This window comes from Mycobacterium scrofulaceum, from assembly GCF_001667885.1.
Classification (GTDB): Bacteria; Actinomycetota; Actinomycetes; order Mycobacteriales; family Mycobacteriaceae; genus Mycobacterium; species Mycobacterium scrofulaceum_C.
Genome location: NZ_LZJW01000083.1, coordinates 50,352 through 76,933, shown reverse-complemented (window position 1 = coordinate 76,933; position 26,582 = coordinate 50,352). Strand labels below are relative to the sequence as shown.

The following is a 26,582-nucleotide window of genomic DNA, read 5'->3' as shown; positions in this document are numbered from 1 at the left end:
GTTTTTGGCTTGGCTGACGGCTGGCTGTGGTCCAGCCTAATCCGCGCATTCGTGCAGGAATGGTGGCAGTCCACCCGTCGCGGCCCGCCCTCGCCGCGGCCGTTGCGGATTGCTGTGTGAAGCTGGGGTGGTGAACAGCATCCAGATCGCGGACGAGACGTTCATCGCCGCCGACGGTGCGCGGGTCGGCGCCGCGGTCGCCGACCCGTCGTGCTGGCGTCGCTGGTGGCCGGACCTGCGCCTGCAGGTCGTCGAGGATCGGGCCGACAAGGGCATCCGCTGGGCGGTCACCGGCGCGTTGACCGGCACCATGGAGATCTGGCTGGAGCCGTCACTGGACGGGGTTGTGCTGCACTACTTCCTGCATGCCGAGCCCAGCGGCGTGGCGGCCTGGCAGTTGGCCAAGCTCAATCTGGCGAAAATGACACACCGCCGTCGGGTGGCGGGCAAGAAAATGGCCTTCGAGGTCAAGACGACACTGGAACGGTCACGTCCGGTCGGAGTTTCTCCGGTAGTTTAGCCGGGTCAGGTTTGCAGGGAGAGTACCGTTTCGGACCGGAGGCCCGGGGGTCAGACCGCACGGTAGTTTCCCCGCCGGCGGTGTCGACCGCTTGTGGGAGAGAGGGCAGCACCAGGTGGCGGAAAAAACGTCGCAGACCATCTACATCGAGGCCGACCCGGACACCGTGATGGACGTCATCGCGGACATCGATTCCTACCCGCAGTGGATCTCGGAATACCGCGAGGCCGAGGTCCAGGAGACGGACGCCGACGGCAACCCCAAAGTCGCGCGGGTGGTGCTGGACGCCGCCGTGCTCAAGGACACCTTGGTCATGGCCTACCAGTGGCCCAAGGACCGCAAGTCGGTCAGTTGGACACTTGTCTCCAGCTCGCTGCTGCGGTCCCTGGAAGGCACATATCGGTTGGCGCCCAAGGGATCTGGCACCGAGGTGACCTACGAGCTGTCGGTCGACCTCGCCGTCCCGATGATCGGTTTACTCAAGCGCAAGGCCGAGCGCCGGTTGACCGATACCGCGTTGAAGGATCTGAAGAAACGAGTCGAGGGCTGAGTGAGTCCAGCCAATCGCCGGCGCCCACCCCGGCCCGGATCAGCCTCTTCGTTGGCAAGGGCGGGGTAGGAAAATCCACGCTGGCCTGTGCCACGGCGGTCAGCGCCGCGAGCGCGGGCCAGCGCGTGCTGGTGGTGTCCACCGACCAGGCGCACTCACTGGGCGACGTGCTCGGCGTCCCCGTCCCGCCCAGTCAGGACGAGCTGGTTCGGGTCCTCGCCGATGACGCCCAGGCCGGCGGCGGTTTTCTGGACGCGCTCGCATTGGACACGCTGGCCCTGCTGGAGGTGCGGTGGCGCGACGTCGTCGACACGCTGGATCGGCGGTTTCCCGACTCGGAGCTGAGTACCATTGCGCCCGAAGAACTTTCGGCGCTGCCCGGTGTCCAGGAAGTGCTCGGGCTGCACGCCGTCGGTGAGCTGGCCTGCTCCGGTGCCTGGGATCGCATCGTCGTCGACTGCGCCTCGACCGCCGACGCGCTGCGGATGTTGACCTTGCCCGCCACCTTCGGGCTGTACGTCGAGCGCGCGTGGCCGCGGCATCGCCGGCTGTCCGTCGGCGCCGACGACGCCCGGTCGGCGGCGGCGGTGGAACTGCTGGAGCGCATCAGCGCGAGCGTCGAGGGGCTCAGCGCCCTGCTGACCGACGGCGAATTGGTCAGCGCGCATCTGGTGTTGACCCCCGAGCGGGTGGTCGCGGCCGAGGCGGCCCGGACGCTGGGGTCGCTGGCCCTGATGGGGGTGCGCGTCGAGGAACTGATCGTCAACCAGGTCCTCACCGAGGACGAGTCCTACGAATATCGCAACCTGCCGGAGCACCCCGCGTTTTACTGGTACGCCGAACGCATTTCCGAACAACGTGGTGTTCTCGACGAGCTCGACGCCACCATTGGTGAGGTGGCCCTGGTGATGACTCCGCACCTGTCCGGCGAGCCGATCGGGCCCAAGGCGCTGGGGGCTTTGCTCGACAACGCCCGCCGCCGCGGCGGAACGCCGCCGCCGGGACCGCTGCGGCCGACGGTGGACCTGGAATCCGGCACGGGACTTGGTTCGGTCTACCGGATGCGGCTAGCGTTGCCGCAACTCGATCCGTCGGGGCTGACGTTGGGGCGCGTGGATGACGACCTGATCATCAGCGCCGGCGGATTGCGGCGCAGGGTTCGGTTGGCATCGGTGCTGCGACGGTGCACGGTGCTGGACGCACACCTGCGCGGTGGCGAGCTGACAGTCCGATTTCGACCAGATCCGGAGGTGTGGCCTAAGTGAGTGGGGGTCATTCCGACATCGGTCCGGAGCTGCGCAGGCTGGCCCAGGCGATCCTGGACGGTATCGACCCGGCGATGCGGACGGCGGCCGCGCTGACGGCGGGCCGGGGAGTCGGAACCGGCAAGTGCCAGCAGGTGTGGTGCCCGGTGTGCGCGCTGGCCGCATTGGCGACCGGTGACCAGCACCCGCTGATCACCGTCATCGCCGACCACAGCATCGCGCTGCTCGAGGTGGTACGCGCCATGCTCGACGACATGAACGGCGCGGCGAAACCGCCCCCCGACGGGCCGCCCGGAGACGGCGCCGCCGAGGCGGAACCACCCGAGGCCACGACCAGGACCCGGTACCAGCCCATCCCCGTCACCGTCGAGGAGTGACCGGGCTGCGCCGAAGGTGGTCCCCCGTCCATGCGATGGGTACAGTTGGCGCAGAACACCGGCGGGCGGGCGAGAGGGAGGGCCATGTGGTACTGGCTATTCAAGTACGTACTCCTCGGCCCGTTGCTGTACGTGCTCGGTCGGCCAAAAGTTGAAGGCCTGGAACACATTCCGAGTTCCGGCCCGGCGATCCTGGCCAGCAATCACCTGGCGGTGATGGACAGTTTCTATCTGCCGTTGGTGGTGCGCCGCCGGATCACCTTCCTGGCGAAAGCCGAATACTTCACCGGAACCGGCTTGAAGGGCTGGTTCCAGCGCTGGTTTTTCACCGCGGTCGGCCAGGTGCCGATCGACCGCACCGACGCCGACAGCGCGCAGGCCGCGCTGACCACCGCCGAGCGGCTGTTGTCGGCGGGCAAGCTGCTGGGCATGTATCCCGAAGGGACCCGGTCGCCGGACGGCCGCCTGTACAAGGGCAAGACCGGCCTGGCGCGGCTGGCCCTGCACACCGGGGTGCCGGTGATCCCGGTGGCGATGATCGGGACCAACGTCGTGAACCCGCCCGGCACCAACATGTTGCGCTTCGGGCGGGTCACCGTCCGCTTCGGCGAGCCGATGGACTTCTCCCGCTTCGAAGGACTGGCCGGCAACCGCTTCATCGAACGCGCGGTCATCGACGAGGTGATCTACGAACTGATGGGCCTCTCCGGCCAGGAGTACGTCGACATCTACGCCGCCAGCGTCAAGGAGAACCGCAACGGCTCGTCCGGTCAGGGAACCAACGGCGAGGCCGTGCGGATCCCGCAAACCGCGGCCGGCTGAACCGCGATCAGCCGACCGCTGTCACCGGCGTCAGTTCCTGCGGCTCCGCCTCCCGGGCGGGCGTGCGGGCCGTGACCGTCAGGCCGGCGACGACCAGGACCGCCAGCGCCCACCAGACGTAGGACATCCCCGCGAGTTGGCGCCACCACACCGCCGCCGCCTCGTGATGCTTGGGCAACAGGTCGATCGTCGACCATCGCATCAGCGCCACCCCCGCCGCGCCGACCACGGCCAGCGCCACGTTGCGGCGCCGCCAGGCCAGCACGGCGAGCACCACGACCGTCGGCAGCCCCCACACCCAGTGGTGTGACCACGAGACCGGCGAGACCACCAGCCCGAACAGCGCGACGCACACGACCGCCAGCACGGGCTCGCCGGCCCGCAGCACCCTGCGCATCGCCCACACCGTCAGCGCCAGCACCAGCAGCGAGGCCGCCACCCACAGCAGGAAGCGCGGCTGCTCGCCCAGCCCGATCCGGGCCAGCGCCCCGGCGATGTTCTGATCGGTGTTCAACGCCGCCTCGCCGATCCGGTCGGTGTGGGCCAGGGTGTGCGTCCAGTACTCCCACGAATCGCTCCATGCCAGAACGAAACCGAGCGCCGTCGCCCCCACGAACGACATCAGCGCGGTCACCGCGGCGCGGTTGTCCCGACGCAGCACGAAGTACAGCAGAAACACCGCCGGCGTGAGTTTGAGCGCGATGCCCAGGCCGAGCAACAGCCCGCGCGGCCACGGGGTGCGCCGCGGCACGCAGTCGGCGATCACCAACGTCATCAGCACGACGTTGATCTGCCCGAAGGCGAAGTTCGACGTGATCGGTTCCAGCCATATCGTCGCCGCCGCGGTGATCACGATGGCCAGCCACCAACGGCGCAGCCACGCCGGGCCGGGCAGCGCCGTCGAGGCGGCCCAGACGTCGAGGCGGGTCAGCACGATCACCGTCGAGACGACCAACAGCACCAGCGTCAGCGCCGTGATCGCGACGCTGGCGGCGGGCATGTGCAGCCAGGCGAACGGGCAGAACACGATCGCCGCCAGCGGGGGATAGGTGAACGGCAGGTCGATCCCGATCGGTGTGTGGAACAACACATCGCCGTGATACAGCGAATGCCCGTGCATCCAGGCCTGCGCGCCCATCTGATACACGTCGATGTCGATGCGGTAGGGGATGTGCCCGAACAACTGCCAGGCCACATAGCCCAGCCCCGCGGCCGCCACCAGCCACAGGCCGCACCACAACAGGACGCGCCCGGGTTGACTGCCCGCGCCGGGCGCCCGCGATCTACTCATGTCGCACAACAGCGTAGTGGGTGCGTGGCCGGGCGACGTGGCCCCGCGCGGCTCCTGCCGGGCGGACGCCCACAGGCGTACGTTGCAAGGGTGCTCCACTGGTTCGTCCTGCGGGTGACGCACTGGTTCGCGAACGACATCCTGCGCGGTGGCCGGTTGCCCCTGCTGTGTTGCCTGGTGGCGTTCATCCTGACCTTCTTCGTGACGCGGACGTTCGTGCGGCTCATCCGGCACCGCGCCGACGCCGGCCGGCCGACCCGCTGGTGGCACCCGCGCAATGTCCACGTGGGCGGCGTCCATATCCATCACGTGACGTTCGGCGTGGTGCTGGTGCTGCTCTCCGGTCTGACGTTGGTCACCCTGTCCATCGACGGCCATGAGCCCGAATTCACCCTGTCCGCGATATTTTTCGGGATCGGTGCGGCTCTGGTGCTCGACGAGTACGCGTTGATCCTGCACCTGTCGGACGTCTACTGGTCGGAGGACGGGCGCACATCGGTCGACGCCGTGTTCGCCGCCGTCGGGGTGGCCGGGCTGCTGATCATGGGGCTGCACCCGCTGATGTTCTTCCTGCCGATCTGGGAGGGCACCGATTCCTGGCCGCTGCGCGCCGCGGTGGCCGGCGGCCTGGTGTTGACCCTGCCGCTGGCCGTGGTGGTGGTGCTCAAGGGCAAGGTGTGGACCGGGTTGCTCGGCATGTTCATCGTGGTCCTGCTGGTCATCGGCGCGATCCGGTTGTCGCGCCCGCACGCGCCCTGGGCCCGCTGGCGCTACACCGCCCAGCCGGAGAAGATGCGCCGCGCGCTGCAACGGGAACGGACGCTGCGCCGGCCGGTGGTGCGGGCGAAGCTGTACCTGCAGTGCGCGATCGCCGGCACGCCGAAGCTGCCCGACGAACGGGTCGTCGACGCGCAGCTGGACCACGAGGTGCACCCCGCGCCGCCGCCGACCGGGCCCATCCTGATCAGCCGATAGGCTGCTCATAGGCTTTCAAGGTGCGGTACTTCTACGACACCGAATTCATCGAGGACGGCCGCACCATCGAGTTGATCTCGATCGGGGTGGTCGCCGAGGACGGCCGCGAGTATTACGCCGTGTCCACCGAATTCGATCCCGAGCGCGCCGGTGGCTGGGTGCGCGCCAACGTGCTGCCCAAGCTGCCGCCCCCCGCGTCGAAGCTGTGGCGCTCGCGCAGGCAGATCCGCGCGGACCTGGAGGACTTCTTCGACGTCAACGGCGCCGAGCCGATCGAATTGTGGGCGTGGATCGGCGCCTACGACCACGTCGTCCTGTGTCAGCTGTGGGGCACGATGCCCGAGTTGCCGCGGGCATTGCCCCGCTTCACCCGGGACCTGCGGCAATTGTGGGAGGACCGGGGGTGCCCGCCGATGCCGCCGCGGTCGCGCGATGCGCACGACGCGCTGGTCGACGCCCGCGACCAGTTGCGGCGATACCGGCTGATCACCGCGGCGGCCGGGGACGGCCCCGATGCCGACGGGACCGGGGGAGCGCCGGCCTGAGCGCGCCCGAACGGCGTTCGCGCTGATCAGTCACCCTCGCGGCCCGGTTACGATGGACCGATGAACTGGACCGTCGACATCCCGATCGACCAGCTGCCGTCGCTGCCCCCGCTGCCGCACGACCTGCGGGCGCGGCTGGACGCCGCGCTGGCCAAGCCGGCCGCCCAGCAACCCAGCTGGCCGGCCGACCAGGCGACGGCCATGCGCACCGTCCTCGAGAGCGTGCCTCCGGTGACGGTGCCCTCGGAGATCCTCCGGTTGCAGGAGCAGCTGGCCCAGGTCGCCAGGGGCGAGGCGTTCCTGCTGCAGGGCGGCGACTGCGCGGAGACCTTCACCGACAACACCGAACCCCACATCCGGGGCAACATCCGGGCGCTGCTGCAGATGGCCGTCGTGCTGACCTACGGCGCCAGCATGCCCGTGGTCAAGGTGGCCCGCATCGCCGGCCAATACGCCAAGCCGCGGTCGGCGGACATCGACGCGCTGGGGCTGCGCTCCTACCGCGGGGACATGATCAACGGCTTCGCGCCGGATGCGGCCGCGCGGGAGCACGACCCGTCGCGGCTGGTGCGCGCCTACGCCAACGCCAGCGCGGCGATGAACCTGGTGCGGGCGCTGACGTCCTCGGGGCTGGCGTCGCTGCACCTGGTGCACGACTGGAACCGGGAATTCGTCCGGACGTCGCCGGCCGGCGCGCGCTATGAGGCGCTGGCCACCGAGATCGACCGGGGCCTGCGGTTCATGAGCGCCTGCGGGGTGGCCGACCGCAACCTGCAGACCGCCGAAATCTACGCCAGCCATGAGGCTTTGGTGCTCGACTACGAGCGGGCCATGCTGCGGCTGTCGGAGAGCGAGGACGGCGAGCCGCAGCTGTTCGACCTGTCGGCGCACACTGTCTGGATCGGCGAGCGCACGCGGCAGCTCGACGGCGCGCACATCGCGTTCGCGGAGGTGATCGCCAACCCGATCGGCGTGAAGATCGGCCCGACGATGACCCCGGAGCTGGCCGTCGAGTACGTGGAACGGCTTGACCCGAACAACAAGCCGGGCCGGTTGACGTTGGTGAGCCGGATGGGCAACAACAAGGTGCGCGATCTGCTGCCCCCGATCGTCGAGAAGGTCCAGGCCACCGGCCACCAGGTGATCTGGCAGTGCGATCCCATGCACGGCAATACCCACGAGTCGTCGAACGGCTACAAGACCCGGCACTTCGACCGCGTCGTCGACGAGGTGCAGGGCTTCTTCGAGGTGCACCGCGCGCTGGGCACCCACCCCGGTGGCATCCACGTCGAGATCACCGGCGAGGACGTCACGGAATGCCTCGGTGGGGCGCAAGACATTTCGGACCTGGACTTGGCGGGGCGCTACGAGACGGCCTGCGACCCGCGGCTCAACACCCAGCAGTCGCTGGAGTTGGCGTTCCTGGTCGCCGAGATGTTGCGCGACTAGCCGCCCAGCAGTCCGCTCAGGTTGCTCCCGATCGTCCACGCCGCGGTGGCGACCATCCCGGCCAGCGCCAGCACTAGGGCCACCCAGATCAGCACCAGGCGCCGGCCGCGCTGGCGCGCGAACGCGAACTCACCGATCGGGATGCCCGCGAATTCGCCTGTGACGGGCTGATATTCGAGGTCGTCGGGCTCGTCGTCCGAGTGCGGCGCGCGCGTCGGCTCCGACCAGTCCTCGGGGCCGCGGGTCAACTGGCGGGTCGCGTGCCGAACCGGGGCCGCCGCGGGCCGTGGTGCGCCGGGCGGACGCTGGCTCATGCGGCTGTGCTGCAACGCCCGGTGCTGCGCGGAGTTGCGCGGCGCGGGAACGGAGAAGTCCGGCAGCGCAAGCTCTTCGGCGATCGCCTCCAGCTCGGCGCCCATCTCGATCGCGTCGGCGTACCGGTCGGCGGGGTTGCGCGCCGTCGCGCGCCGGACGAACTCGTCGAACTGCGGGGGCACGCCGTCGATCGCCGCGCTGGGCGGCGGCACATCGGTGTCCAGCCGTTGGTAGGCGATCGACAGCGGCGAGTCGCCGGTGAACGGGGTGCGCCCGGTGAGCAACTCGTAGGTGAGGATTCCGGCGGCGTACACGTCGCTGCGCGGGCTGGCGTCGCCGTCGCGCACCTGCTCGGGCGACAGGTACGCCGCGGTCCCCAAAATGACGCTCGTGGAGGTGATTCCGGCGGCCGCGACGGCGCGGACCAAGCCGAAGTCCGCGATCTTGACCTCACCGTCGTCGGAGATCAGCACGTTCTCGGGCTTGACGTCGCGGTGGACCAGCCCGGACCGGTGCGCCGCGGCGAGCCCGCTCAGCACCGGGCGCAGCACCGCGGCCACGGCGTACGGCGGCATCGGCCCGCGCTCGGCCAGCAGCTCGCGCAGCGTGCCGCCCTCGATCAACTCCATCACCAAGAACGGGTGCCGGGAGTCCAGGCCCTGGTCGTAGACCGCGACCAGGCCGGGATCCTTGAGCCGAGCGACCGAGCGGGCCTCACGCTGGAAGCGGGTCAGGAACTGCTCGTCGCCCGCGTAGCGCGAATCCATCACCTTCACCGCCACCGGGCGGTCGAGCCGGGTGTCGAGACCGCGGTACACCGTCGACGTGCCGCCGCTGGCGATCCTGGACTGCACCAGGTAGCGGCCGTCCAGCAACGCGTTGTCCAGCGGGTCCGCCACGCCGGCTGCACCCTGGCGACGGTGCGGGCCGGGACGGCCGGATGACCCGGGCGATTCAGCTTCGGCCACGGGGCCATCGTAGGTGCGACGGTGTGATTGGGCTCTGGAACTTGGGATCAATCCGCGTGGCAAGGCCTACACTTGCGCCGTGAGCAGTGTTCCTGCCGGCGACGACGTTCTGGATCCCGACGAGCCCACCTACGACCTGGCGCGGGTCGCCGAATTGCTCCGGATCTCGGTCAGCAAGGTGCAGCAGCAACTCCGGGAAGGCCACCTGGTGGCGGTGAAGCGCGACGGCGGCGTGGTGGTGCCCCAGGTGTTCTTCACCAAGTCCGGTGAGGTGGTCAAGAGCCTGCCGGGACTGCTGACCATCCTGCACGACGGCGGCTACCACGACACCGAGATCGTGCGGTGGTTGTTCACCCCCGACCCGTCGCTGACGATCACCCGCGACGGCAGCCGCGATGCCGTCAGCAATGCCCGCCCCGTCGACGCCCTGCACGCCCACCAGGCGCGCGAGGTCGTGCGGCGCGCGCAGGCCATGGCCTACTGAGCGGCACTACGCCTTTTCCAGGGCCTCATCGGCCGTCTCGGTCCGCCGGTCGGGCGCGCGGTCGAGGCTGTACCAGGCGATCAGCGCGCAGATCGTGGCCAGCGAGAAGTGCAGCCACGAGTACATCCCGTGCGAGCCATCGGGTTTGAAGATCACCATCACCCACGTCGACAGGCCGCCGATGATCGCGATCGCCCGTCGCGATTGCGCCAGCGGGGCGACCACCGCCAGCGGCCAGGAGTAGTACCACGGCAGGGCCGCCGGCACGAACAGCACCACGACGAGCATGGAGAGCGCGATGCCGGTCAGCGCGGCACGGTCGTCGCGCCGGAACCGCCACCACAGCAGCGGCAGCGCCACCGCGATGACCGCGATCCCGACGAGCCGAGTGATGCGCAGCATCGGGTAGAAGTGCACCACGAAGAACCCACTGAACACGGCGTGGATGATGTTGGCCGCGGCGGTCGGGATCGTGAGCCAGTTGATGATCTTCACCGATCCGGCCAGCGCGGTCAGCCATCCCAGGCCCACTCCGGCCACGGCCGACAGGATGCCGAACACGACGGCGAAGATCAGCAGCGACATCGCCGTGGCCGCCACGAAAGCCCGGCCCGGCCGATATCCGCGGCGCTCGCGCAGGTGCCGGGCCCACACCCACACCATGAACGGCAGTGCGATTCCGGCCGTGGCCTTGACCGCGATGGCCACCGTGATCAGCGTCGTGCCCAGGACGTGACGCCCGGCGAAACTCAGCGCGATGCCGGCGGCCATCAAACCCACCATCAGCATCTCGTTGTGCACCCCGCCCATCAGGTGGATGAGCACGAGCGGGTTGAGGACGCAGATCCACAGGGCCGTCGATCCGTCGGCGCTCAGGTGGCGGGCCAGCCGCGGGGTGGCCCAGATCAGCAGGGCCAGGCCCGGCAGCATGCACAGCCGCAGCAGCGCCGTGCCGGCCACCACGTTGTTGCCGACGGCCATGGTGACCAACTTCGCCACCAAGATGAACGCCGGGCCGTAGGGGGCGGTGGTGATCGTCCAGATCGGACTTACGTTGTCCAGCAAGCTGTTCGGGTTGGCGACCGGTCCGACGGCGTAGGGGTCCAGGCCGTCGCGCAGCAGCGCGCCCTGGGCCAGATACGAGTAGGTGTCCCGGCTGAAGACGGGCACCGACAGCAGCAACGGCGCCAGCCAGAAGCCGGTGGTCGCCTTAATCATGAACTCGGTCACCTCGCCGGCCAGCACGCGCCGGCCCAGGCCCAGCCACGCGATCAGCATGAGCCCCACGCCGGTCCAGAGCACCACCGACGACAACACCAGGCCATGGCCAAAACGCAGCCAGGACATGTGGATCGACTCCAGCAGCGGGTCGTGCTGCCGGGTGCTGCCCGCGCCGAGGCCGCCGACGAGGATCAACACCGAACCGAGCATGCCCAGCTTCGCCGGCCCGGACTCCGCGGCGCCGGCGAACGCGCGCAGTCGCGAAAACCAGCCGGCGCCAGCCGGTTTGGTTTCCGGCGAGTCGGACGGCGGGGTGTGCGTCGGAGTCGTCATCGGCTCAGGCGGACCGGTCGGTGGCCATTCTGGCCAGCTCGGAGAGCCCCGCTTTAGCCGCCGCGTTGATCGGCGCGGCGGCCAGCGCCGCCAGGGCCCGTTGGGTCAGCTCGGCGATGCGTCGCTCCGCCGCGGCCAGGGCGCCCACCGACTCGATGACCGCGCGCAGCCGGTCCACCTCCGCGTCGGTCAGCTGCGCCCCGATGGAGTCGCGTATCAGCTTGGCCGCCAACGGATCCGATCCGTCGGCCAGCTCCAGCGCCTCGGCCAGCAGCACGGTGCGCTTGCCCGAACGCAGGTCGTCACCGGACGGCTTGCCGGTCACCGCCGGGTCCCCGAACACACCCAGCACGTCGTCACGCAGCTGGAAGGCCACGCCGATGTCCGTCCCGAACCGGCCGAACACATCCTGGACGTCGGGCCGGTCGGCGGCGGCGGCCGCCCCCAGTTGCAGCGGGCGCGAGACCGTGTAACAGGCGGTCTTGTAGGTGTCGACGTTCATCGCCGAGGCGATCGACTCGGCGGCGCTGGCTTCGGCGACGATGTCGAGGTATTGACCGCCCAGCACCTCGGTGCGGATTTCGGCCCACACCCGCTGAACGCGCCGCGCGGCGTCGGGCGGCAGGTCCGCGCGGAACACGATGTCGTCGGCCCAGGACAGCGCCAGGTCACCGAGCAGGATCGCGGCCGACATGCCGAACTGCTCGGGCGAACCCCGCCAGCGCCTGCTGCGGTGCAGGTCCGCGAACTGGACGTGGGCGGTCGGGCGGCCGCGGCGGGTGGAGGAGTCGTCGATCACGTCGTCGTGCACCAGCGCGCAGGCGTGCAGCAGCTCGAGCGCCGAAAACAGCAGCAGCACTTCGGAATCGGGTTCCCCGCTCGCCACGGCGCGCCAGCCCCAGTAGGCGAACGCGGGTCGCAGCCGCTTGCCTCCGTTGAGCACGAAGCTTTCCAGCGCGGCGACCAGCACCTCGTAGTCGTCGCCGATGTAGGCGGTGTCCGCGCGCCGGTCGCGCAGATACCGCCGAAGCCGATCGGTGATCGCGCCGGTCAACTCGACGGTTGCCGCTGCTTCGACGCTCAGCGCCGCCCCCTTCTGCTCGACGTGCGTGGTGTGTGCCAGGCCCGACCAGTGTATTCGGCGCGGTACCGGGGACCCGCCCAACCTGGAGCGACGCCGTTGCTTCGCCTGGCTCACTATTCCGCCGTAAGGGCGCGCGACCCCCATGCCTATGCTGGCGGGGGTGTCGGGGCCGCCCGCTGTGCGCCCGCGAGACGCCCCAAGCATCGTCGGATGGAGAGAGAAGCCGCGTGACGCTGAACACCATTGCGCTCGAGCTGGTGCCGCCCAACGCCGATGACGGCCGGGAGCGGGCACTCGAGGAGGCGCGAAAGGTGGTGCAGTACTCCGCGGAAACCGGCCTGACCGGCCGGCTGCGGCACGTGATGATCCCCGGCATCATCGCCGAGGACGACGACCGTCCCATCGTGATGAAACCCAAACTGGACGTGCTGGACTTCTGGTCGATCGTCAAGCCCGAGCTGCCGGGAATCCACGGGCTGTGCACCCAGGTCACCGCCTTCTCCGACGAGCCGACGCTGCGCCGGCGGCTGACCGATCTGCGCGCGGCCGGGATGGAGGGGGTGGTCTTCGTCGGCGTTCCGCGCACGATGAACGACGGCGAGGGCTCCGGCGTCGCGCCCACCGACGCGCTGTCGATCTACCGCGAGTTGGTGCCCAACCGCGGCGTCATCCTGATTCCGACGCGCGAGGGGGAGTACGGCCGGTTCAACTTCAAGTGCGACCAGGGCGCCACCTACGGCATGACCCAGCTGCTGTACTCCGACGCGATCGTGGGCTTCCTGCGCGAATTCGCCGCGAACACCGATCACAGGCCGGAGATCCTGCTGTCGTTCGGCTTCGTCCCCAAGATGGAGAGCCGGGTCGGGTTGATCAACTGGCTGATTCAGGATCCGGGCAACGCGGCGGTGGCCGAAGAGCAGGAGTTCGTCAAGCGGTTGGCCGCCAGCGAACCGCCCCAGAAGCGTCAGCTGATGACCGACCTCTACAAACGCGTGATCGACGGGGTGGCCGAGCTCGGGTTCCCGCTGAGCGTCCACCTGGAGGCCACCTATGGGGTGTCGGCGCCCGCATTCCAGACGTTCGCGGAGATGCTGTCGTACTGGTCGCCCACCCAGCAGGGCTAGTTGGGCGGCTGGTCGCGGGGTGCGGTGAACCGCGGGGAACGGTCGCGGTTCATCCAGGCCAGCAGGGCGACGACGCCGGCCGCGGCGAACGACGCGATGCCCAGCCACACGCCCGCCCCGGTGAACGACCGCGTGTTCGGGTCGGTGTAGCGGGCCTGGGCGGTCATGGTGCTCACGACGCCCGGCTTCAGCTTCCAGGACACCACGGTCGACTCGACCCGGTCGCCGTTGGTGGACGTCACCACGCCGGGGAAGGCGACGGTCAGCTCGACGTCGGCCTCGGAATCGGTCAGCGAGGTCAGGTCCGCGCGGCCTTCCAGGATGACCAGGTTGCCGTTGCGCCGCAGGGACAGGTTCACGCCCTGCGCGTCGGAGTTCATGTTGGCCAGCTGCGGCAGCTCGGCGAACGTCAGGTCCGAGAACACCGCCTGCGATCCCACGTAGCCGTCGCTGTCGTAGTTCGACACGGCCACCTTCTGGCTGAACGGCAGATTGTTGCTGTCGAGCTGGGGGCCGGTGTCCTTGGGCGTCTTGGGTTTAGCGGCGGCGACGATCTCCCCGGACACCAGGTCGTCGGGCGAGATGGTGAGCGACGCCCTGACCCGGAGGCACCCGGTGGCCAGCGGCACCAGCATGAGCAGCATCGCGATGGCCACCAGCCGGCGGCGCCGAGCGGTGAATCCGCGGGTTCGGGGCGGGGAGAGGCTGGCGCGCACCAGGTCATCGTGCCAGATGCGGCGCGCCGCCAGAGCGGGTCCGCCCGGGCGCGCCCGCCATCCGGCGATCACAGCGGGAGCTTGCGGCCCAGGATCGCGAATGCGCGTGGGTCACCGGCGAAGTGGTAGCGGCGGATGACGTCGGTGAAACCCAGCCGCCGGTACAGCCGCCAGGCCCGGTTCGGCTCGCCGTTGGTCTCCGGCGTGGACAGCAGGACGTTCTCTTCGGCCCGATCGGCGAGGAGCCGCCGGGCCAGCGCCTCACCGAGGCCGCGGCCCTGTGCGCGCGGGTGGATGTGCAGCTCGGTCAGCTCGAAGTAGCTGTTCATCAGGCCGGCGATCTCCTGGGCCGGCCGGCCGCCCCGTTGCAGGCCGAGGACGACCTGCTGCTGCCACCACTGCCCGGGCGCCCCGGGGTACCCGTAGGCGATGCCGAGCAGCGGGGCGTCGCGCAATTGAGCCGCCGAAGGCATCGGCGCGTCAGCGCCCTCGGTCACCTCGGCGTCCACGACGCCCACGCCCTGCCACCCCCGCCGGCGGATGTGTTCCAGCCACATCGCCGCGCGCTGGTTCTCGGTGCCGCGCGGGTAGCGCATCGCGTCGACGTAAACCTTCAGGGCTTCGCCGAGACGGCGCTCCATATCGGTGGGCGGCAGATCGATGAGGAATATCGCCACTCGCGGTGTCCTCCTCATGCTGTGCTCGCGTGCGTGCCTTCGCCTTGCCGCGGCCCGCGCCGCCATCGCCATTATCGGACCCGGGGGAGGTTGTCCGGCGAGCGGTCGCGGCAACGAACCGGCCAACCACTCCGGCTGGGAAGCCGGTTGTAGCGCACGGCCGTTCCGGCTCCGAGGGGTGCCCCGCCGGGGCCAGGATAGAATCGCCACCGAACCAGTGGTATGGCGCAGATTGACCTCGTATCATTTCAATTAGTTGCCCCCGCAACGGGCATCCGCGTGCTATCGATAGTTACGCGTCAACTGTCGGCAAGGAGGGACGAATGCCACTCTCCGATCATGAGCAGCGGATGCTCGATCAGATCGAGAGCGCTCTCTACGCCGAAGATCCCAAATTCGCGTCGAGCGTCCGCGGCGGAGGGTTGCGCGCGCCCACCGCGCGTCGCCGCCTGCAGGGTGCTGCGCTGTTCGTCATCGGCCTTGCGATGCTGGTTTCCGGAGTGGCGTTCAAGGCCACCATGATCGGAAACTTCCCGATTCTCAGCGTTTTCGGGTTCATCGTGATGTTCGGCGGCGTGGTGTTCGCCATCACGGGTCCGCGATTGTCCGGCCGCCCCGACCACCCGGGCTCGGCGCCCGGCTCGCTGCGCCAGCGGCGCAACAAGGGCGGCGGGGGGTCGTTCACCAGCCGCATGGAAGACCGGTTCCGCCGCCGCTTCGACGACTAGCGGTAGCGCCAACGAATCTGGGGAAGCCATCGGCTCCCCTTTTTCATGCCCCTTTTTCCTGCCCGTGGCGGGCTCGGCGTCATCGTCACAGATTCACCCGGCTCGGCTGAGCATCGCCGGGCCGGCGATGCCGTTTTGACGCCGGATCGAGCCGCAACCGTGCTTCGGCCCGGGAATTGAGCCCCACTGCGCCCCACTCAGTGCCCCCACTTCGCCCCACGTGGCGTTCCGTGGGGCTTTGAGCTGCGGTTTCCTACCGCTCGCCGCCATGTCCCGCGGGGCCCGTTGGGCCGCGGCCCGGTGGTATGGCCGCCTGTAGGTGGCGGATAACCCGGAAAAGTCCGCCACGACACTCTGACAATGGGGCGAAGTGGGGGATTGTGGGGTATGGTGGCTGCAGTGTTTGGGTGACCCGAGAGCGAGGTGAGCTGGTGTTTCTCGGCACCTACACGCCCAAACTCGACGACAAGGGGCGGCTCACGTTGCCCGCCAAGTTTCGCGACGCACTGGCAGGGGGGTTGATGGTCACCAAGAGCCAAGACCACAGCCTCGCCGTCTACCCGCGCGGCGAATTCGAACAGCTCGCGCGGCGGGCGAGCAAGGCCTCCCGGAGCAATCCCGACGCCCGGGCGTTCCTGCGCAACCTGGCCGCCGGCACCGACGAGCAGCATCCCGACGCGCAGGGGCGCATCACCCTGTCGGCCGACCACCGCCGCTACGCGAACCTCTCCAAGGACTGCGTGGTGATTGGGGCGGTCGACTACCTCGAGATCTGGGATGCGCAAGCCTGGCAGGACTACCAGCAGACACACGAAGAGAACTTCTCCGCGGCCAGCGATGAAGCACTCGGCGACATCATCTGAGGCGCGCGCCCGTGCAACGTGGCCTCTGCCCGAACCGACCCTGGCGTACTTCCCCAACGCCAGGTTCGTGCCTTCGGACAGGGACCTCGATGCAAGGGCGGCGGCCCGCCGGGCCGCAGATGGGTCAGGGGCGTCTCGCCCGACCCGGGGAGGTGTTGCGGTGGCTGACGATTCAGGCGACTTCGGGCACGTGCCCGTCCTGCTGCACCGCTGCGTCGAACTGCTGACCCCCGCGCTGACCCGTCACCGTGCCGACGGCTCGGGCGCCGTCCTGCTCGACGCCACCCTGGGCGCGGGCGGGCACGCCGAGCGGTTTCTGACCGACCTGCCGGGGCTGCGGCTGATCGGGCTCGACCGCGACCCCAGCGCGCTGGAAATCGCCCGCGACCGGTTGGCGCGATTCGCCGACCGCGTCACGCTGGTGCACAGCCGCTACGACGGCCTCGCCGCGGCACTGGCCGAATCCGGTTACGACACAGTCGAATCGGTCGACGGGATGCTGTTCGATCTCGGGGTGTCCTCCATGCAACTCGACCGCGCCGAGCGAGGCTTTGCCTACGCGCAGGACGCGCCGCTGGACATGCGGATGGATCCGGAGTCGTCGTTGACGGCGGCCGACATCGTCAACACCTACGACGAGGCCGCGCTGGCGGACATCCTGCACCGTTACGGCGAGGAGCGGTTCGCGCGCCGCATCGCTAAGCAGATCGTGCGACAGCGCGCCCGCGCACCCTTCACGTCGACCGCCGAGCTGGTGGCCCTGCTCTACCAAGCGATTCCGGCCCCCGCCCGGCGAACCGGGGGCCACCCGGCCAAGCGCACCTTCCAGGCCCTGCGGATCGCGGTGAACGACGAGCTGGGCTCGTTGCGCAGCGCCATCCCGGCCGGGCTGGACGCGCTCGCCGTCGGTGGACGGATGGTGGTGCTGTCCTACCAATCCCTGGAGGACCGGATCGTCAAGCGGATGTTCGCCGACGCGGTCGCGTCCCGCACACCGGTCGACCTGCCGGTCGAGCTTCCCGGCCACGAGCCGCGATTCCGGTCGCTCACGCACGGCGCCGAGCGTGCGGACGACACCGAAATCGAACGCAATCCGCGCAGCGCCGCGGTGCGACTACGCGCCGTGCAACGGGTCCAGCAGGCAACCGGAAAGGGCGACGCATGAAAGCAAAGCGGGAGACGCCGAATCGCCGCGGCGGACGCGACGGGTCCGCCCGGCGCGGCAGGCGTTCGGCCGCCGAGCCCGGCTCGGCACGCCGCGCCCGGCCCGGGCGCAGCGCGGCGCCCACCCGGGAGAGCCGAGCGCCCAAATCCGGACCGCACACCAGCCCCATCGCCCGGCCGGTCGAGCGTCCGGCGCGGCCTAAAAGCACCAGTCAGGCCAAGGCTCGAGCCAAGGCGCGGAAAGCCAAGGCGCCCAAGGTTGTTCGTCCGCGCCTGAGCGAGCGCCTGGCGACCCGGCTGGCTTCGATCGACCTCCGGCCCCGCACGCTGGCGAGCAAGGTGCCGTTCGTCGTGCTGGTCATCGGTGCGCTGGGCCTCGGGCTGGGTCTCACGCTGTGGTTGTCGACGGACTCCGCGGAGCGCTCCTACAAGTTGAGCCACGCCCGCGAGAAGACCCGGCTGCTGCAACAGCAGAAGGAGGCGCTGGAACGCGATGTGCGCGAGGCCGAATCCGCTCCGGCGCTGGCGGAGGCGGCCCGCAAACAGGGCATGATCCCGACGCGCGACACCGCCCACCTGGTCCAGGACCCGTCCGGGAACTGGGTGGTCGTCGGGACGCCGAAGCCGGCTGACGGGGTGCCGCCGCCGCCGTTGAACAGCAAGCTTCCCGAACAAGGCCCGCCGGCACCCCCCGCGCCGCCCGCGCCTCCCGCCGAGGTCCCGGTCCGGCTGCAGCCCGACGCCGGCGCACCCGCGCCGGCGCGGTCCGGGCCCGAGGCCCTGCTGCGCGCACCGGACGGATCGTCGACGCTGGGCGGCCAACACCTGGGGCCGGCCGGGCCACCACTGCCGGGCATGCCCGGCTCGCCGGGGGCGCCGGTCGCCGGTCAGGCCCCCGGTGCACTGCCGGTGCCGGGCGTGCCGGTCCCGGGGTTGCCGGCGCCGGCGGTGATCGCGCCCGCTCCCGGTCCCGCCGAGGTGCCGGTGCCGTTGGGCGGCTTGCCGATTCCGCCGCCCGGGCAGGTACCCGCGCCGCTGCCCGCTGAGGTGCCGGTGCCGGTGCAACGGGCCCCGGGGATTCCCCAGCCGGTCGCGCCCGTCGTGCCCGCCGCCCCGGTGTTGGCGCCGCAGCCGGTGGCGCCCGGTCCCGCCGCAACGCCGGGTGCGCCCCGGTGAGCCGCGGCGAATCGATGCGCTCCCGCCGGTCGCAGCCGACCCGTGGTCCCCGCAAGGCGCAGGAAGCCAAGGGGGTTCGCCAGCCGAAGCGGCGCGCGAAACAGCAGCAGGGCCAGGATGTCGCCGAACCGAAGCGATTCCGGAAAACGAAGGAAGCCAACAAGGGCCGCGCGGCCGACCGGACGGACGCCGTGGCGACCGGACACTCGGCGCGGGAGCGGCGCACCCGCAAGCTGGTGCAGGCGGGCACCCGCGGCGCGTCGTTCGTGTTCCGGCACCGGGCCGGCAACGCCGCGATCGGGGTCCTGATCGTGGTGGCGGCGGCCCAGCTGTTCGTCCTTCAGGTGACCAACGCGCCGACGCTGCGCGCCCAGGCGGCGGGCCAGCTCAAGGTCACCGACGTCGAGAAGGCCGTGCGCGGCAGCATCGTCGACCGCAACAAGGATCAGCTGGCGTTCACCACCGAGTCGCGCGCGTTGACGTTCCAGCCCAAGAGGATTCGCAAACAGCTCGACGAAGCCAAGAGCAAGAACTCGGCGGCCCCCGACCCGCAGCAGCGGCTGCGCGACATCGCCAAGGAGGTCGCCACCCGGCTGGGCAACAAGCCCGACTCCGCGACGGTGCTGAAGAAGCTGCAAAGCGACGAGAACTTCGTCTACCTGGCGCGCGCCGTCGACCCCGCGGTCGCCAGCGCGATCTCCGACAAGTACCCCGAAGTCGGTTCGGAGCGACAGGATCTGCGGCAGTACCCCGGCGGGTCGTTGGCGGCGAACATCGTCGGCGGCATCGACTGGGACGGTCACGGGCTGCTGGGGCTGGAGGAGTCTCTGGACTCGGTGTTGTCGGGAACCGACGGCTCGGTCACCTACGACCGCGGATCCGACGGCGTCGTCATCCCCGGCAGTTACCGCAACCGGCACCGGGCGGTCAACGGCTCGATGGTCCAGCTGACCCTCGACGACGACATCCAGTTCTACGTGCAGCAGCAGGTCCAGCAGGCCAAGAATCTGTCGGGCGCACATGATGTTTCGGCCGTCGTCCTCGACTCGAAGACGGGTGAGGTGCTGGCCATGGCCAACGACAACACCTTTGACCCGTCGCAGGACATCGGGCGCCAGGGCGACAAGCAGCTGGGCAACCTGGCGGTGTCCTCGCCGTTCGAGCCGGGCTCGGTGAACAAGGTCATCACCGCGTCGTCGGTCATCGAGTACGGCCTGTCCAACCCCGACGAGGTGCTGCAGGTGCCCGGCTCGATCAACATGGGCGGCGTCAACATTCACGACGCATGGGAGCACGGCGTGATGCCCTACACGACCACCGGTGTGTTCGGGAAGTCCTCCAACGTCGGCACGTTGATGCTCGCCCAGCGCGTCGGGCCGGAACGCTTCTACGACATGGTCCGCAAATTCGGGCTGGGGCAGCGCACCAACGTGGGCCTGCCCGGTGAGAGCGCCGGGCTGGTGCCGCCGATCGACCAATGGTCGGGCAGCACCTTCTCCAACCTGCCGATCGGGCAAGGCCTTTCGATGACGCTGCTGCAGATGGCCGGCATGTACCAGACGATCGCCAACGACGGGGTGCGCATCCCGCCGCGGATTGTCAAGGCCACCATCGCCCCCGACGGCACCCGCACCGAGGAGCCGCGTCCCGAGGGCGTGCGGGTGGTGTCGCCGCAGACGGCCCAGACCGTGCGCAACATGCTGCGCGCGGTGGTGCAACGCGACCCGATGGGCTACCAGCAGGGCACCGGCCCCTCAGCCGCGGTGACGGGCTACCAGATGGCCGGCAAGACGGGCACAGCGCAGCAGATCAACCCGGCCTGCGGCTGCTACTTCGACAACGTCTACTGGATCACCTTCGCCGGCATGGCGACCGTCGACAATCCGCGCTACGTCATCGGCATCATGATGAACAACCCGGATCGCAACGCCGACGGGACGCCGGGCCACTCGGCGGCCCCGCTGTTCCACAACATCGCCGGCTGGCTGATGCAGCGCGAGAACGTGCCGCTCTCGCCGGACCCGGGTCCGCCGCTGACCCTGCAGGCGACCTAGCCCGCCGCGGGCCCGGGCCGTCGATCGTGCGCCCAGGGCGGGAATCAGGCCCGAATCACGTCATGAGTGCACACTGACGGCCCCCGACGCACACTCGACCGACGAGGCCACCGGGGCGGCGGCTGCCTCTCGGTAGGGTGTCATGGCCGATCATGAGGACCACGCGTGTGGACGGGAGGTGTGCCGTGCCCACTGATTTGCGCCCCAGCGCCGGGGCGGGCACGCGCCTGCCCGCGCTGGCGGCCCAGGTCGGGGCGGTACTCGCCGACCCGGGCGCGGCGGTGCCCGACGTGGCCGTCACCGGGGTGACGCTGCGCGCCCAGGACGTGCGCCCCGGCGACCTGTTCGCCGCGCTGACGGGCGCCTCGACGCACGGGGCCCGCTACGCGGCGGAGGCGATCGAACGCGGCGCCGTCGCCGTCCTCACCGACGCCGCCGGCGTCGCGGAGATGGGCGCCTCGGCTACGGGTGTCCCGACGCTGGTTCACCCGGCGCCCCGCAGCGTCCTCGGCGCCCTGGCCGCGACGGTGTACGGGAACCCGTCGGAGCGCACGACCGTCATCGGGATCACCGGAACCTCGGGCAAGACCACCACCACCTACCTGGTCGAGTCCGGGCTGCGCGCCGCGGGCCGCAAAGCCGGGCTGATCGGCACGATCGGCATCCGGATCGACGGCGTCGACGTTCCGAGCGCGCTGACCACGCCGGAGGCGCCCGCGCTGCAGGCCATGTTCGCGGCGATGGCCGAGCGCGGGGTGGACACCGTCGTCATGGAGGTGTCCAGCCACGCGCTGGCGCTGGGGCGGGTGGACGGCACCGGATTCGCGGTGGGCGGCTTCACAAACCTGTCCCGCGACCACCTCGACTTTCACCCGACCATGGCCGACTACTTCGAGGCCAAGGCGAAGCTGTTCGATCCGGCGTCACCGCTGCGGGCCCGGCGCGCGGTGGTCTGCGTCGACGACGACGCCGGGCGCGCCATGGCGGCGCGGGCCGGTGACGCCATCACCGTCAGCGCCGCCGGTGAGCGCGCGCACTGGCGCGCCATGGACGTGATGCCGATGGGCGCCGGGGGACAGCAGTTCACCGCGATCGACCCCGCCGGGGTGCGTCATCGGGTCGGCATCCGGCTGCCGGGGCATTACAACATCGCTAATTGCCTTGTCGCACTGGCAATCCTGGACGCGGTCGGGGTGTCGCCCGAGCAGGCGGCGCCGGGACTCCTGGAGACCCGGGTGCCCGGCCGCATGGAAGACATCGACTGCGGCCAGGATTTCCTCGCGCTGGTGGACTACGCGCACAAGCCGGGCGCGCTGCGGGCGGTGCTGACCACCCTGGCGCGACCGGGTCGCCGGCTGGCGGTGGTGTTCGGCGCCGGCGGCGAGCGCGACCCGGGCAAGCGGGCGCCGATGGGCGCGACGGCCGCCGAGCTGGCCGATCTGGTTGTCGTTACCGACGACAACCCCCGCGGCGAGGACCCCGCGGCGATCCGCCGCGAGATCCTGGCCGGTGCGGCCGAGAGCCGTGGTGCGGCGGAGGTCGTCGAGATCGGCGACCGGCGCGCGGCGATCGAACACGCGGTGGCCTGGGCGGGGCCGGGCGACGTGGTCCTGGTGGCGGGCAAAGGCCACGAAACCGGTCAGCGCGCGGCGGGGGAGGTCCGCCCCTTCGACGACCGGGTTGAACTGGCCCGGGCGCTGAAGGCACGGCGATGATCGACCTCACCGTCGCGCAGATCGCTGACATCGTGGGCGGCACGCTGGCCGACATCTCGCCGCAGGCCGCGGCCGAGCTCCGCGTCACCGGAACCGTCGAATTCGATTCGCGCGCGGTCGGTCCCGGCGGCCTGTTCCTCGCGCTGCCGGGGGCCCGCGCCGACGGCCACGACTATGCGAAGTCGGCGGCGGCGGCCGGCGCGGCGGCGGTGCTGGCCGCCCGGCCGGTGGGGGTGCCGGCCATCGTGGTGCCCCCGAAGCCGCGGGCGGCCGGGCGCGCCGGCCTGGCCGGGGTGCTCGAACACGACACCGACGGCTCGGGCGCGGCGGTGCTGGCCGCGCTGGCCAAGCTGGCGAAGGCGGTGGCCGCGGAGCTGGTGGCCGGCGGCCTGACGATCATCGGCATCACGGGTTCGTCGGGCAAGACGTCGACCAAAGACCTCGTCAAGGCTGTGCTCGAGCCGCTGGGCGAGGTGATCGCCCCGCCCGGGTCGTTCAACAACGAGCTGGGGCACCCCTGGACGGTGTTGCGCGCGACGCGGGACACCGACTACCTGGTCCTGGAGATGTCGGCCCGCCATCCCGGCAACATCGCCGCGCTGGCCGAGATCGCACCGCCGGCGATCGGGGTGGTCCTGAACGTGGGCACCGCCCACCTGGGCGAGTTCGGCTCGCGGGAAGCCATCGCGCGGACCAAATCCGAACTGCCGCAATCTGTTCCGTCGTCGGGTGTGGTCATCCTGAACGCCGACGACCCGGTCGTGGCGGCGATGGCCCGGGTCACCGGGGCCCGGGTGGTGCGGGTCGGCCGGTCCAGCCGCACCGATTCGGGTCCCAGCGACGTCTGGGCGGACGGAGTGTCGCTGGACGAACTGGCCAGGCCGCGCTTTACCCTGCACGCGATGGACAGCGCGGTCGAGGTCGAGCTCGGCGTGTTCGGCGACCATCAGGTCACCAACGCGCTGTGCGCCGCCGCCGTCGCGCTGCAGTGCGGCGCGACGGTCGACCAGGTGGCCGCCGCGTTGACGCAGGCGGGCCCGGTGTCGCGGCACCGGATGCACGTGACCACCCGGGCGGACGGGGTCACGGTGATCGACGACGCCTACAACGCCAACCCCGACTCGATGCGGGCCGGCCTGCAGGCGCTGGCCTGGATCGCCCACGGCGCCACCGAAAAGCGCAGGAGCTGGGCGGTGCTGGGCGAAATGGCCGAGCTCGGCGACGACGCGGTGGCCGAACACGATCGCATCGGCCGGCTGGCGGTGCGCTTAGATGTGTCTCGACTTGTCGTCGTGGGAAGTGGGAGGTCGATGAGCGCCATGCACCACGGAGCGGTCATGGAGGGCTCGTGGGGAGCCTCCGGCGATCGGGGGGCCGTCAGCGTGGCCGACGCAGACGCCGCCCTGGCGCTGTTGCGGGCCGAGCTGCAGCCCGGCGACGTGGTGTTGGTCAAGGCCTCCAACTCGGCGGGGTTGGGAGCGCTGGCCGACGCGCTGGCCCGTGACGATCGCGAGGGCGGCGAAGCCGGGCGAAGCGGGTCGTCACGAATGACCACTGACGATCGCGAGGGCGGCGAAGCCGGGCGAAGCGGGTCGTCACCGACCGACGGGGGGACGGGCTCGTGAGGCAGATCCTGATCGCCGTCGCGGTCGCGCTCGCGGTGTCAATCCTGTTGACGCCGGCGCTGATTCGCTTGTTCACCAGGCAGGGCTTCGGCCATCACACCCGCGAGGACGGGCCGCCCAGCCATCACGCCAAGCGGGGCACGCCGTCGATGGGCGGCGTGGCGATCCTCGCCGGGATCTGGGCGGGTTACCTCGGGACGCACCTGGCCGGGCTGGCGTTCGACGGCGAGGGCGTTTCCGCGTCGGGCCTGCTGGTGCTGGGCCTGGCGACCGCGCTGGGCGGCGTCGGGTTCCTCGACGACCTGATTAAGGTGCGCCGGTCGCGCAACCTGGGGTTGAACAAGACGGCCAAGACCATCGGGCAGGTCGCCGCCGCGGTGCTGTTCGGCGTGCTGGTGTTGCAGTTCCGCAACGGCAACGGCTTGACCCCGGCCAGCGCGAACTTGTCCTACGTGCGCGAGATCGCCACCGTCACATTGACTCCCGCGCTGTTCGTGTTGTTCTGCGTGGTCGTGGTCAGCGCCTGGTCCAACGCGGTCAATTTCACCGACGGGCTGGACGGCCTGGCCGCCGGCAGCATGGCGATGGTGTCCGCCGCCTACGTCCTGATCACGTTCTGGCAGGCGCACAGCGCCTGCGTCAGCTCGCCGGGGCTGGGCTGCTACAACGTGCGCGACCCGCTGGACCTGGCGCTGGTCGCGGCCGCCACCGCGGGTGCGTGCATCGGCTTTTTGTGGTGGAACGCCGCTCCCGCAAAGATTTTCATGGGCGACACCGGCTCGCTGGCGCTGGGTGGCATCATCGCGGGCCTGTCGGTCACCAGCCGCACCGAGATCCTCGCCGTCGTGCTGGGGTCGCTGTTCGTCGCCGAGGTCACCTCGGTGGTGTTGCAGATCCTGGCGTTTCGCACCACCGGGCGCCGGGTGTTCCGGATGGCGCCGTTCCACCATCACTTCGAGCTGGCTGGCTGGGCCGAAACGACGGTGATCATTCGCTTCTGGCTGCTCACGGCGATCACGTGTGGCCTGGGCGTGGCCCTCTTCTACGGTGACTGGCTGGGCGCGATCGGTGCCTGACGTGCCCGGGCTCGAGCCGCTCGCGCCGGGCGCGCCCGTGCTGGTGGCCGGCGGCGGCATCACCGGCAGGGCGGTGCTGGCGGCGCTGACCCGGTTCGGCGCGACGCCGACCCTGTGCGACGACGACGCGGCCACGTTGCGCCGCTACGCGGAGAACGGCGTGGCGACCTTGACCGTGTCGGCGGCGATGCGGGGGGTCGCGGAGTACGCGCTGGTGGTCACCAGCCCGGGATTCGCCCCGGACACGCCGCTGCTGGTCGCCGCCTCGGCGGCGGGCGTGCCGGTCTGGGGCGACGTGGAGCTGGCCTGGCGGCTCGACGCGGCGGGCCAGTACGGTCCGCCGCGGCGCTGGCTGGCCGTGACCGGCACGAACGGGAAGACCACCACGACGTCGATGCTGCACGCCATGCTGACCGCCGCCGGCCGGCGCAGCATCTTGTGCGGCAATATCGGCGACCCGGTCCTCGACGTCCTCGAGCAGCCGGCCGAGGTGCTGGCCGTCGAGCTGTCCAGCTTCCAGCTGCACTGGGCGCCGTCGGTGCGCCCCGAGGCGGGCGTCGTCCTCAACATCGCCGAAGACCACCTGGACTGGCACTCGACCATGGCCGACTACACGGCCGCCAAGGCGCGGGTGCTGGGTGGCCGGGTGGCGGTGGTGGGGCTCGACGACGCCCGGGCGGCCGCGTTGCTGGACACCGCCGCGGCGCCGGTGCGCGTCGGCTTCCGGCTCGGTGAGCCGGCGGCGGGCGAACTGGGCGTGCGCGACGGCCGACTGATCGACCGCGCCTTCGCCGAGGACCTCGCCCTCCTGCCGGTGGACTCGATACCGGTGCCCGGGCCCGTCGGCGTCCTCGACGCCCTGGCCGCGGCGGCGCTGGCCCGCAGCGTCGACGTGCCCGCCGAGGCAATCGCGGAGGCGATCGCCTCCTTCCGCCTGGGCCGGCACCGAGCCGAGGTGGTCGCGGTCGCCGGCGGCATCACCTACGTCGACGACTCCAAGGCCACCAACCCGCACGCCGCCGAGGCGTCGGTGTTGGCCTATCCGCGCGTGGTGTGGCTGGCCGGCGGTTTGCTCAAGGGCGCATCGGTGGACGCCGAGGTCGCCCGGATGGCCCCCCGGCTGGTCGGCGCGGTGCTCATCGGCCGAGATCGCCAAGAGGTTGCAGAGGCGTTATCGCGACACGCGCCGGATGTCCCCGTCGTCCAGGTTGTGACAGGCGAGGATGCTGATATGAATGCGACGGCTGTGGCCACTGGTGCAAATGTGACAGAAGTGAAACATTCGGGTGACGACCTCGGCGCTTCCGTCATGACCGCGGCGGTGGCCGCGGCCCGCGACCTGGCCCGGCCCGGCGACACGGTGCTGCTGGCACCGGCGGGCGCCTCGTTTGACCAGTTCACCGGGTACGCACACCGCGGCGACGCCTTCGCCGCCGCCGTCCGCGCGGCGACCCGGTAGGGCGGG

25 protein-coding genes are annotated in these 26,582 nt (G+C 70.5%); 19 read left to right on the top strand and 6 right to left on the bottom strand.

What is annotated here, in order from left to right:
* The first annotated feature begins 130 nt into the window (after nucleotides 1-130).
* From A5681_RS12495 to A5681_RS12475, 5 genes are all read left to right on the top strand, one after another.
* A complete protein-coding gene (locus A5681_RS12495) occupies nucleotides 131-520 on the top strand; it encodes a polyketide cyclase / dehydrase and lipid transport (protein ID WP_067274624.1) in 390 nt (129 codons plus the stop codon).
* A 115-nt stretch (nucleotides 521-635) separates the two neighbouring features.
* Nucleotides 636-1,070, top strand: a complete 435-nt coding sequence (locus A5681_RS12490) for an SRPBCC family protein (protein WP_067274541.1) — start codon at nucleotides 636-638, stop codon at nucleotides 1,068-1,070.
* Entirely contained in the window at nucleotides 1,067-2,335 is a 1,269-nt protein-coding gene (locus A5681_RS12485; RefSeq protein ID WP_197498585.1) for an ArsA family ATPase, read from the top strand. Before A5681_RS12490 ends, A5681_RS12485 begins: the two co-directional genes overlap by 4 nt.
* On the top strand, nucleotides 2,332-2,712 hold the full coding sequence (locus A5681_RS12480) for a hypothetical protein (RefSeq protein ID WP_067274535.1): 381 nt from the start codon (nucleotides 2,332-2,334) through the stop codon (nucleotides 2,710-2,712). Before A5681_RS12485 ends, A5681_RS12480 begins: the two co-directional genes overlap by 4 nt.
* Before the next feature lie 84 nt (nucleotides 2,713-2,796).
* A complete protein-coding gene (locus A5681_RS12475; protein ID WP_067274532.1) occupies nucleotides 2,797-3,534 on the top strand; it encodes a lysophospholipid acyltransferase family protein in 738 nt (245 codons plus the stop codon).
* A 7-nt stretch (nucleotides 3,535-3,541) separates the two neighbouring features.
* On the opposite strand, the gene A5681_RS12470 is transcribed toward A5681_RS12475, so the two are convergent.
* Nucleotides 3,542-4,825 carry a glycosyltransferase 87 family protein gene (locus tag A5681_RS12470; RefSeq protein ID WP_067274528.1) on the bottom strand — a complete coding sequence of 428 codons (1,284 nt, stop codon included), beginning with the start codon at nucleotides 4,823-4,825 and terminating at the stop codon, nucleotides 3,542-3,544.
* Between the two features lie 108 nt (nucleotides 4,826-4,933).
* Between A5681_RS12470 and A5681_RS12465 the strand changes: the two genes are divergently transcribed.
* Genes A5681_RS12465 through A5681_RS12455 form a run of 3 tightly spaced genes read left to right on the top strand, consistent with a single transcriptional unit; the run spans nucleotide 4,934 to nucleotide 7,794 of the window.
* Nucleotides 4,934-5,800, top strand: a complete 867-nt coding sequence (locus A5681_RS12465; protein WP_156737953.1) for a hypothetical protein — start codon at nucleotides 4,934-4,936, stop codon at nucleotides 5,798-5,800.
* A gap of 20 nt (nucleotides 5,801-5,820) precedes the next feature.
* On the top strand, nucleotides 5,821-6,345 hold the full coding sequence (locus A5681_RS12460) for a polyadenylate-specific 3'-exoribonuclease AS (protein ID WP_067274521.1): 525 nt from the start codon (nucleotides 5,821-5,823) through the stop codon (nucleotides 6,343-6,345).
* A 60-nt stretch (nucleotides 6,346-6,405) separates the two neighbouring features.
* On the top strand, nucleotides 6,406-7,794 hold the full coding sequence (locus tag A5681_RS12455; protein WP_067274517.1) for a class II 3-deoxy-7-phosphoheptulonate synthase: 1,389 nt from the start codon (nucleotides 6,406-6,408) through the stop codon (nucleotides 7,792-7,794).
* Here the strand turns inward: A5681_RS12455 and A5681_RS12450 are convergent.
* The gene (locus tag A5681_RS12450; RefSeq protein ID WP_419866319.1) at nucleotides 7,791-8,996 is read right to left on the bottom strand and encodes a protein kinase domain-containing protein; all 1,206 of its coding nucleotides are present in this window, start codon (nucleotides 8,994-8,996) and stop codon (nucleotides 7,791-7,793) included. The genes A5681_RS12455 and A5681_RS12450 overlap by 4 nt on opposite strands.
* Nucleotides 8,997-9,156: 160 nt before the next feature.
* Here A5681_RS12450 and A5681_RS12445 point away from each other — a divergent pair, with 160 nt between their 5' ends.
* Complete coding sequence (locus tag A5681_RS12445; protein WP_067274511.1) at nucleotides 9,157-9,561, top strand: Rv2175c family DNA-binding protein; 405 nt, start codon at nucleotides 9,157-9,159, stop codon at nucleotides 9,559-9,561.
* Between the two features lie 6 nt (nucleotides 9,562-9,567).
* Here the strand turns inward: A5681_RS12445 and A5681_RS12440 are convergent, their stop codons facing one another.
* Together A5681_RS12440 and idsA2 are read right to left on the bottom strand one after the other, a co-directional pair.
* Nucleotides 9,568-11,115 (bottom strand): alpha-(1->6)-mannopyranosyltransferase A, encoded by a 1,548-nt coding sequence (locus A5681_RS12440; RefSeq protein WP_067274507.1) that lies wholly within the window; start codon nucleotides 11,113-11,115, stop codon nucleotides 9,568-9,570.
* 4 nt (nucleotides 11,116-11,119) lie between these two features.
* Nucleotides 11,120-12,169, bottom strand: a complete 1,050-nt coding sequence (idsA2, locus tag A5681_RS12435; protein WP_067274504.1) for a bifunctional (2E,6E)-farnesyl/geranyl diphosphate synthase — start codon at nucleotides 12,167-12,169, stop codon at nucleotides 11,120-11,122.
* A gap of 257 nt (nucleotides 12,170-12,426) precedes the next feature.
* Here idsA2 and A5681_RS12430 point away from each other — a divergent pair, with 257 nt between their 5' ends.
* On the top strand, nucleotides 12,427-13,323 hold the full coding sequence (locus A5681_RS12430) for a mycobacterial-type methylenetetrahydrofolate reductase (RefSeq protein WP_067274501.1): 897 nt from the start codon (nucleotides 12,427-12,429) through the stop codon (nucleotides 13,321-13,323).
* Here the strand turns inward: A5681_RS12430 and A5681_RS12425 are convergent.
* A complete protein-coding gene (locus A5681_RS12425) occupies nucleotides 13,320-13,967 on the bottom strand; it encodes an LppM family (lipo)protein (protein ID WP_067274620.1) in 648 nt (215 codons plus the stop codon). The two genes, A5681_RS12430 and A5681_RS12425, sit on opposite strands and share 4 nt — an antisense overlap.
* Nucleotides 13,968-14,107: 140 nt before the next feature.
* A complete protein-coding gene (locus A5681_RS12420; protein ID WP_067274498.1) occupies nucleotides 14,108-14,716 on the bottom strand; it encodes a GNAT family N-acetyltransferase in 609 nt (202 codons plus the stop codon).
* Nucleotides 14,717-15,039: 323 nt separating this feature from the next.
* Between A5681_RS12420 and A5681_RS12415 the strand changes: the two genes are divergently transcribed.
* The 9 genes from A5681_RS12415 (at nucleotide 15,040) to murD (ending at nucleotide 26,576) form a co-directional block, all read left to right on the top strand.
* On the top strand, nucleotides 15,040-15,444 hold the full coding sequence (locus A5681_RS12415; protein WP_067274495.1) for a DUF3040 domain-containing protein: 405 nt from the start codon (nucleotides 15,040-15,042) through the stop codon (nucleotides 15,442-15,444).
* 431 nt (nucleotides 15,445-15,875) lie between these two features.
* A complete protein-coding gene (gene mraZ, locus A5681_RS12410) occupies nucleotides 15,876-16,307 on the top strand; it encodes a division/cell wall cluster transcriptional repressor MraZ (RefSeq protein ID WP_007170790.1) in 432 nt (143 codons plus the stop codon).
* Nucleotides 16,282-17,472: a 16S rRNA (cytosine(1402)-N(4))-methyltransferase RsmH gene (gene rsmH, locus A5681_RS12405; protein WP_156737948.1), complete on the top strand. Its 1,191-nt coding sequence runs from the start codon at nucleotides 16,282-16,284 to the stop codon at nucleotides 17,470-17,472. Before mraZ ends, rsmH begins: the two co-directional genes overlap by 26 nt.
* Entirely contained in the window at nucleotides 17,469-18,647 is a 1,179-nt protein-coding gene (locus A5681_RS12400) for a hypothetical protein (protein WP_067274489.1), read from the top strand. The genes rsmH and A5681_RS12400 overlap by 4 nt, the downstream gene beginning before the upstream one ends.
* Before the next feature lie 14 nt (nucleotides 18,648-18,661).
* Nucleotides 18,662-20,701 carry a peptidoglycan D,D-transpeptidase FtsI family protein gene (locus tag A5681_RS12395; protein ID WP_156737952.1) on the top strand — a complete coding sequence of 680 codons (2,040 nt, stop codon included), beginning with the start codon at nucleotides 18,662-18,664 and terminating at the stop codon, nucleotides 20,699-20,701.
* A gap of 152 nt (nucleotides 20,702-20,853) precedes the next feature.
* Nucleotides 20,854-22,416: a UDP-N-acetylmuramoyl-L-alanyl-D-glutamate--2,6-diaminopimelate ligase gene (locus A5681_RS12390; RefSeq protein WP_067274615.1), complete on the top strand. Its 1,563-nt coding sequence runs from the start codon at nucleotides 20,854-20,856 to the stop codon at nucleotides 22,414-22,416.
* Complete coding sequence (locus A5681_RS12385) at nucleotides 22,413-24,041, top strand: UDP-N-acetylmuramoyl-tripeptide--D-alanyl-D-alanine ligase (RefSeq protein WP_067274482.1); 1,629 nt, start codon at nucleotides 22,413-22,415, stop codon at nucleotides 24,039-24,041. Before A5681_RS12390 ends, A5681_RS12385 begins: the two co-directional genes overlap by 4 nt.
* Complete coding sequence (gene mraY / locus A5681_RS12380; RefSeq protein WP_067274478.1) at nucleotides 24,038-25,117, top strand: phospho-N-acetylmuramoyl-pentapeptide-transferase; 1,080 nt, start codon at nucleotides 24,038-24,040, stop codon at nucleotides 25,115-25,117. Before A5681_RS12385 ends, mraY begins: the two co-directional genes overlap by 4 nt.
* 1 nt (nucleotide 25,118) lies before the next feature.
* A complete protein-coding gene (murD, locus tag A5681_RS12375) occupies nucleotides 25,119-26,576 on the top strand; it encodes a UDP-N-acetylmuramoyl-L-alanine--D-glutamate ligase (protein ID WP_156737951.1) in 1,458 nt (485 codons plus the stop codon).
* The last annotated feature ends 6 nt before the right edge of the window (nucleotides 26,577-26,582 follow it).

Bases quoted from the DNA above. Each gene is read 5' to 3' on its own strand.
- A5681_RS12475 (WP_067274532.1), top strand. From the start codon at position 2,797: ATGTGGTACTGGCTATTCAAGTACGTACTCCTCGGCCCGTTGCTGTAC.
- A5681_RS12470 (WP_067274528.1), bottom strand. From the start codon at position 4,825: ATGAGTAGATCGCGGGCGCCCGGCGCGGGCAGTCAACCCGGGCGCGTC.
- A5681_RS12455 (WP_067274517.1), top strand. From the start codon at position 6,406: ATGAACTGGACCGTCGACATCCCGATCGACCAGCTGCCGTCGCTGCCC.
- A5681_RS12440 (WP_067274507.1), bottom strand. From the start codon at position 11,115: ATGACGACTCCGACGCACACCCCGCCGTCCGACTCGCCGGAAACCAAA.
- A5681_RS12425 (WP_067274620.1), bottom strand. From the start codon at position 13,967: ATGCTGCTCATGCTGGTGCCGCTGGCCACCGGGTGCCTCCGGGTCAGG.
- A5681_RS12415 (WP_067274495.1), top strand. From the start codon at position 15,040: ATGCCACTCTCCGATCATGAGCAGCGGATGCTCGATCAGATCGAGAGC.
- rsmH (WP_156737948.1), top strand. From the start codon at position 16,282: ATGAAGCACTCGGCGACATCATCTGAGGCGCGCGCCCGTGCAACGTGG.
- A5681_RS12400 (WP_067274489.1), top strand. From the start codon at position 17,469: ATGAAAGCAAAGCGGGAGACGCCGAATCGCCGCGGCGGACGCGACGGG.
- A5681_RS12395 (WP_156737952.1), top strand. From the start codon at position 18,662: ATGCGCTCCCGCCGGTCGCAGCCGACCCGTGGTCCCCGCAAGGCGCAG.
- A5681_RS12390 (WP_067274615.1), top strand. From the start codon at position 20,854: ATGAGGACCACGCGTGTGGACGGGAGGTGTGCCGTGCCCACTGATTTG.
- A5681_RS12385 (WP_067274482.1), top strand. From the start codon at position 22,413: ATGATCGACCTCACCGTCGCGCAGATCGCTGACATCGTGGGCGGCACG.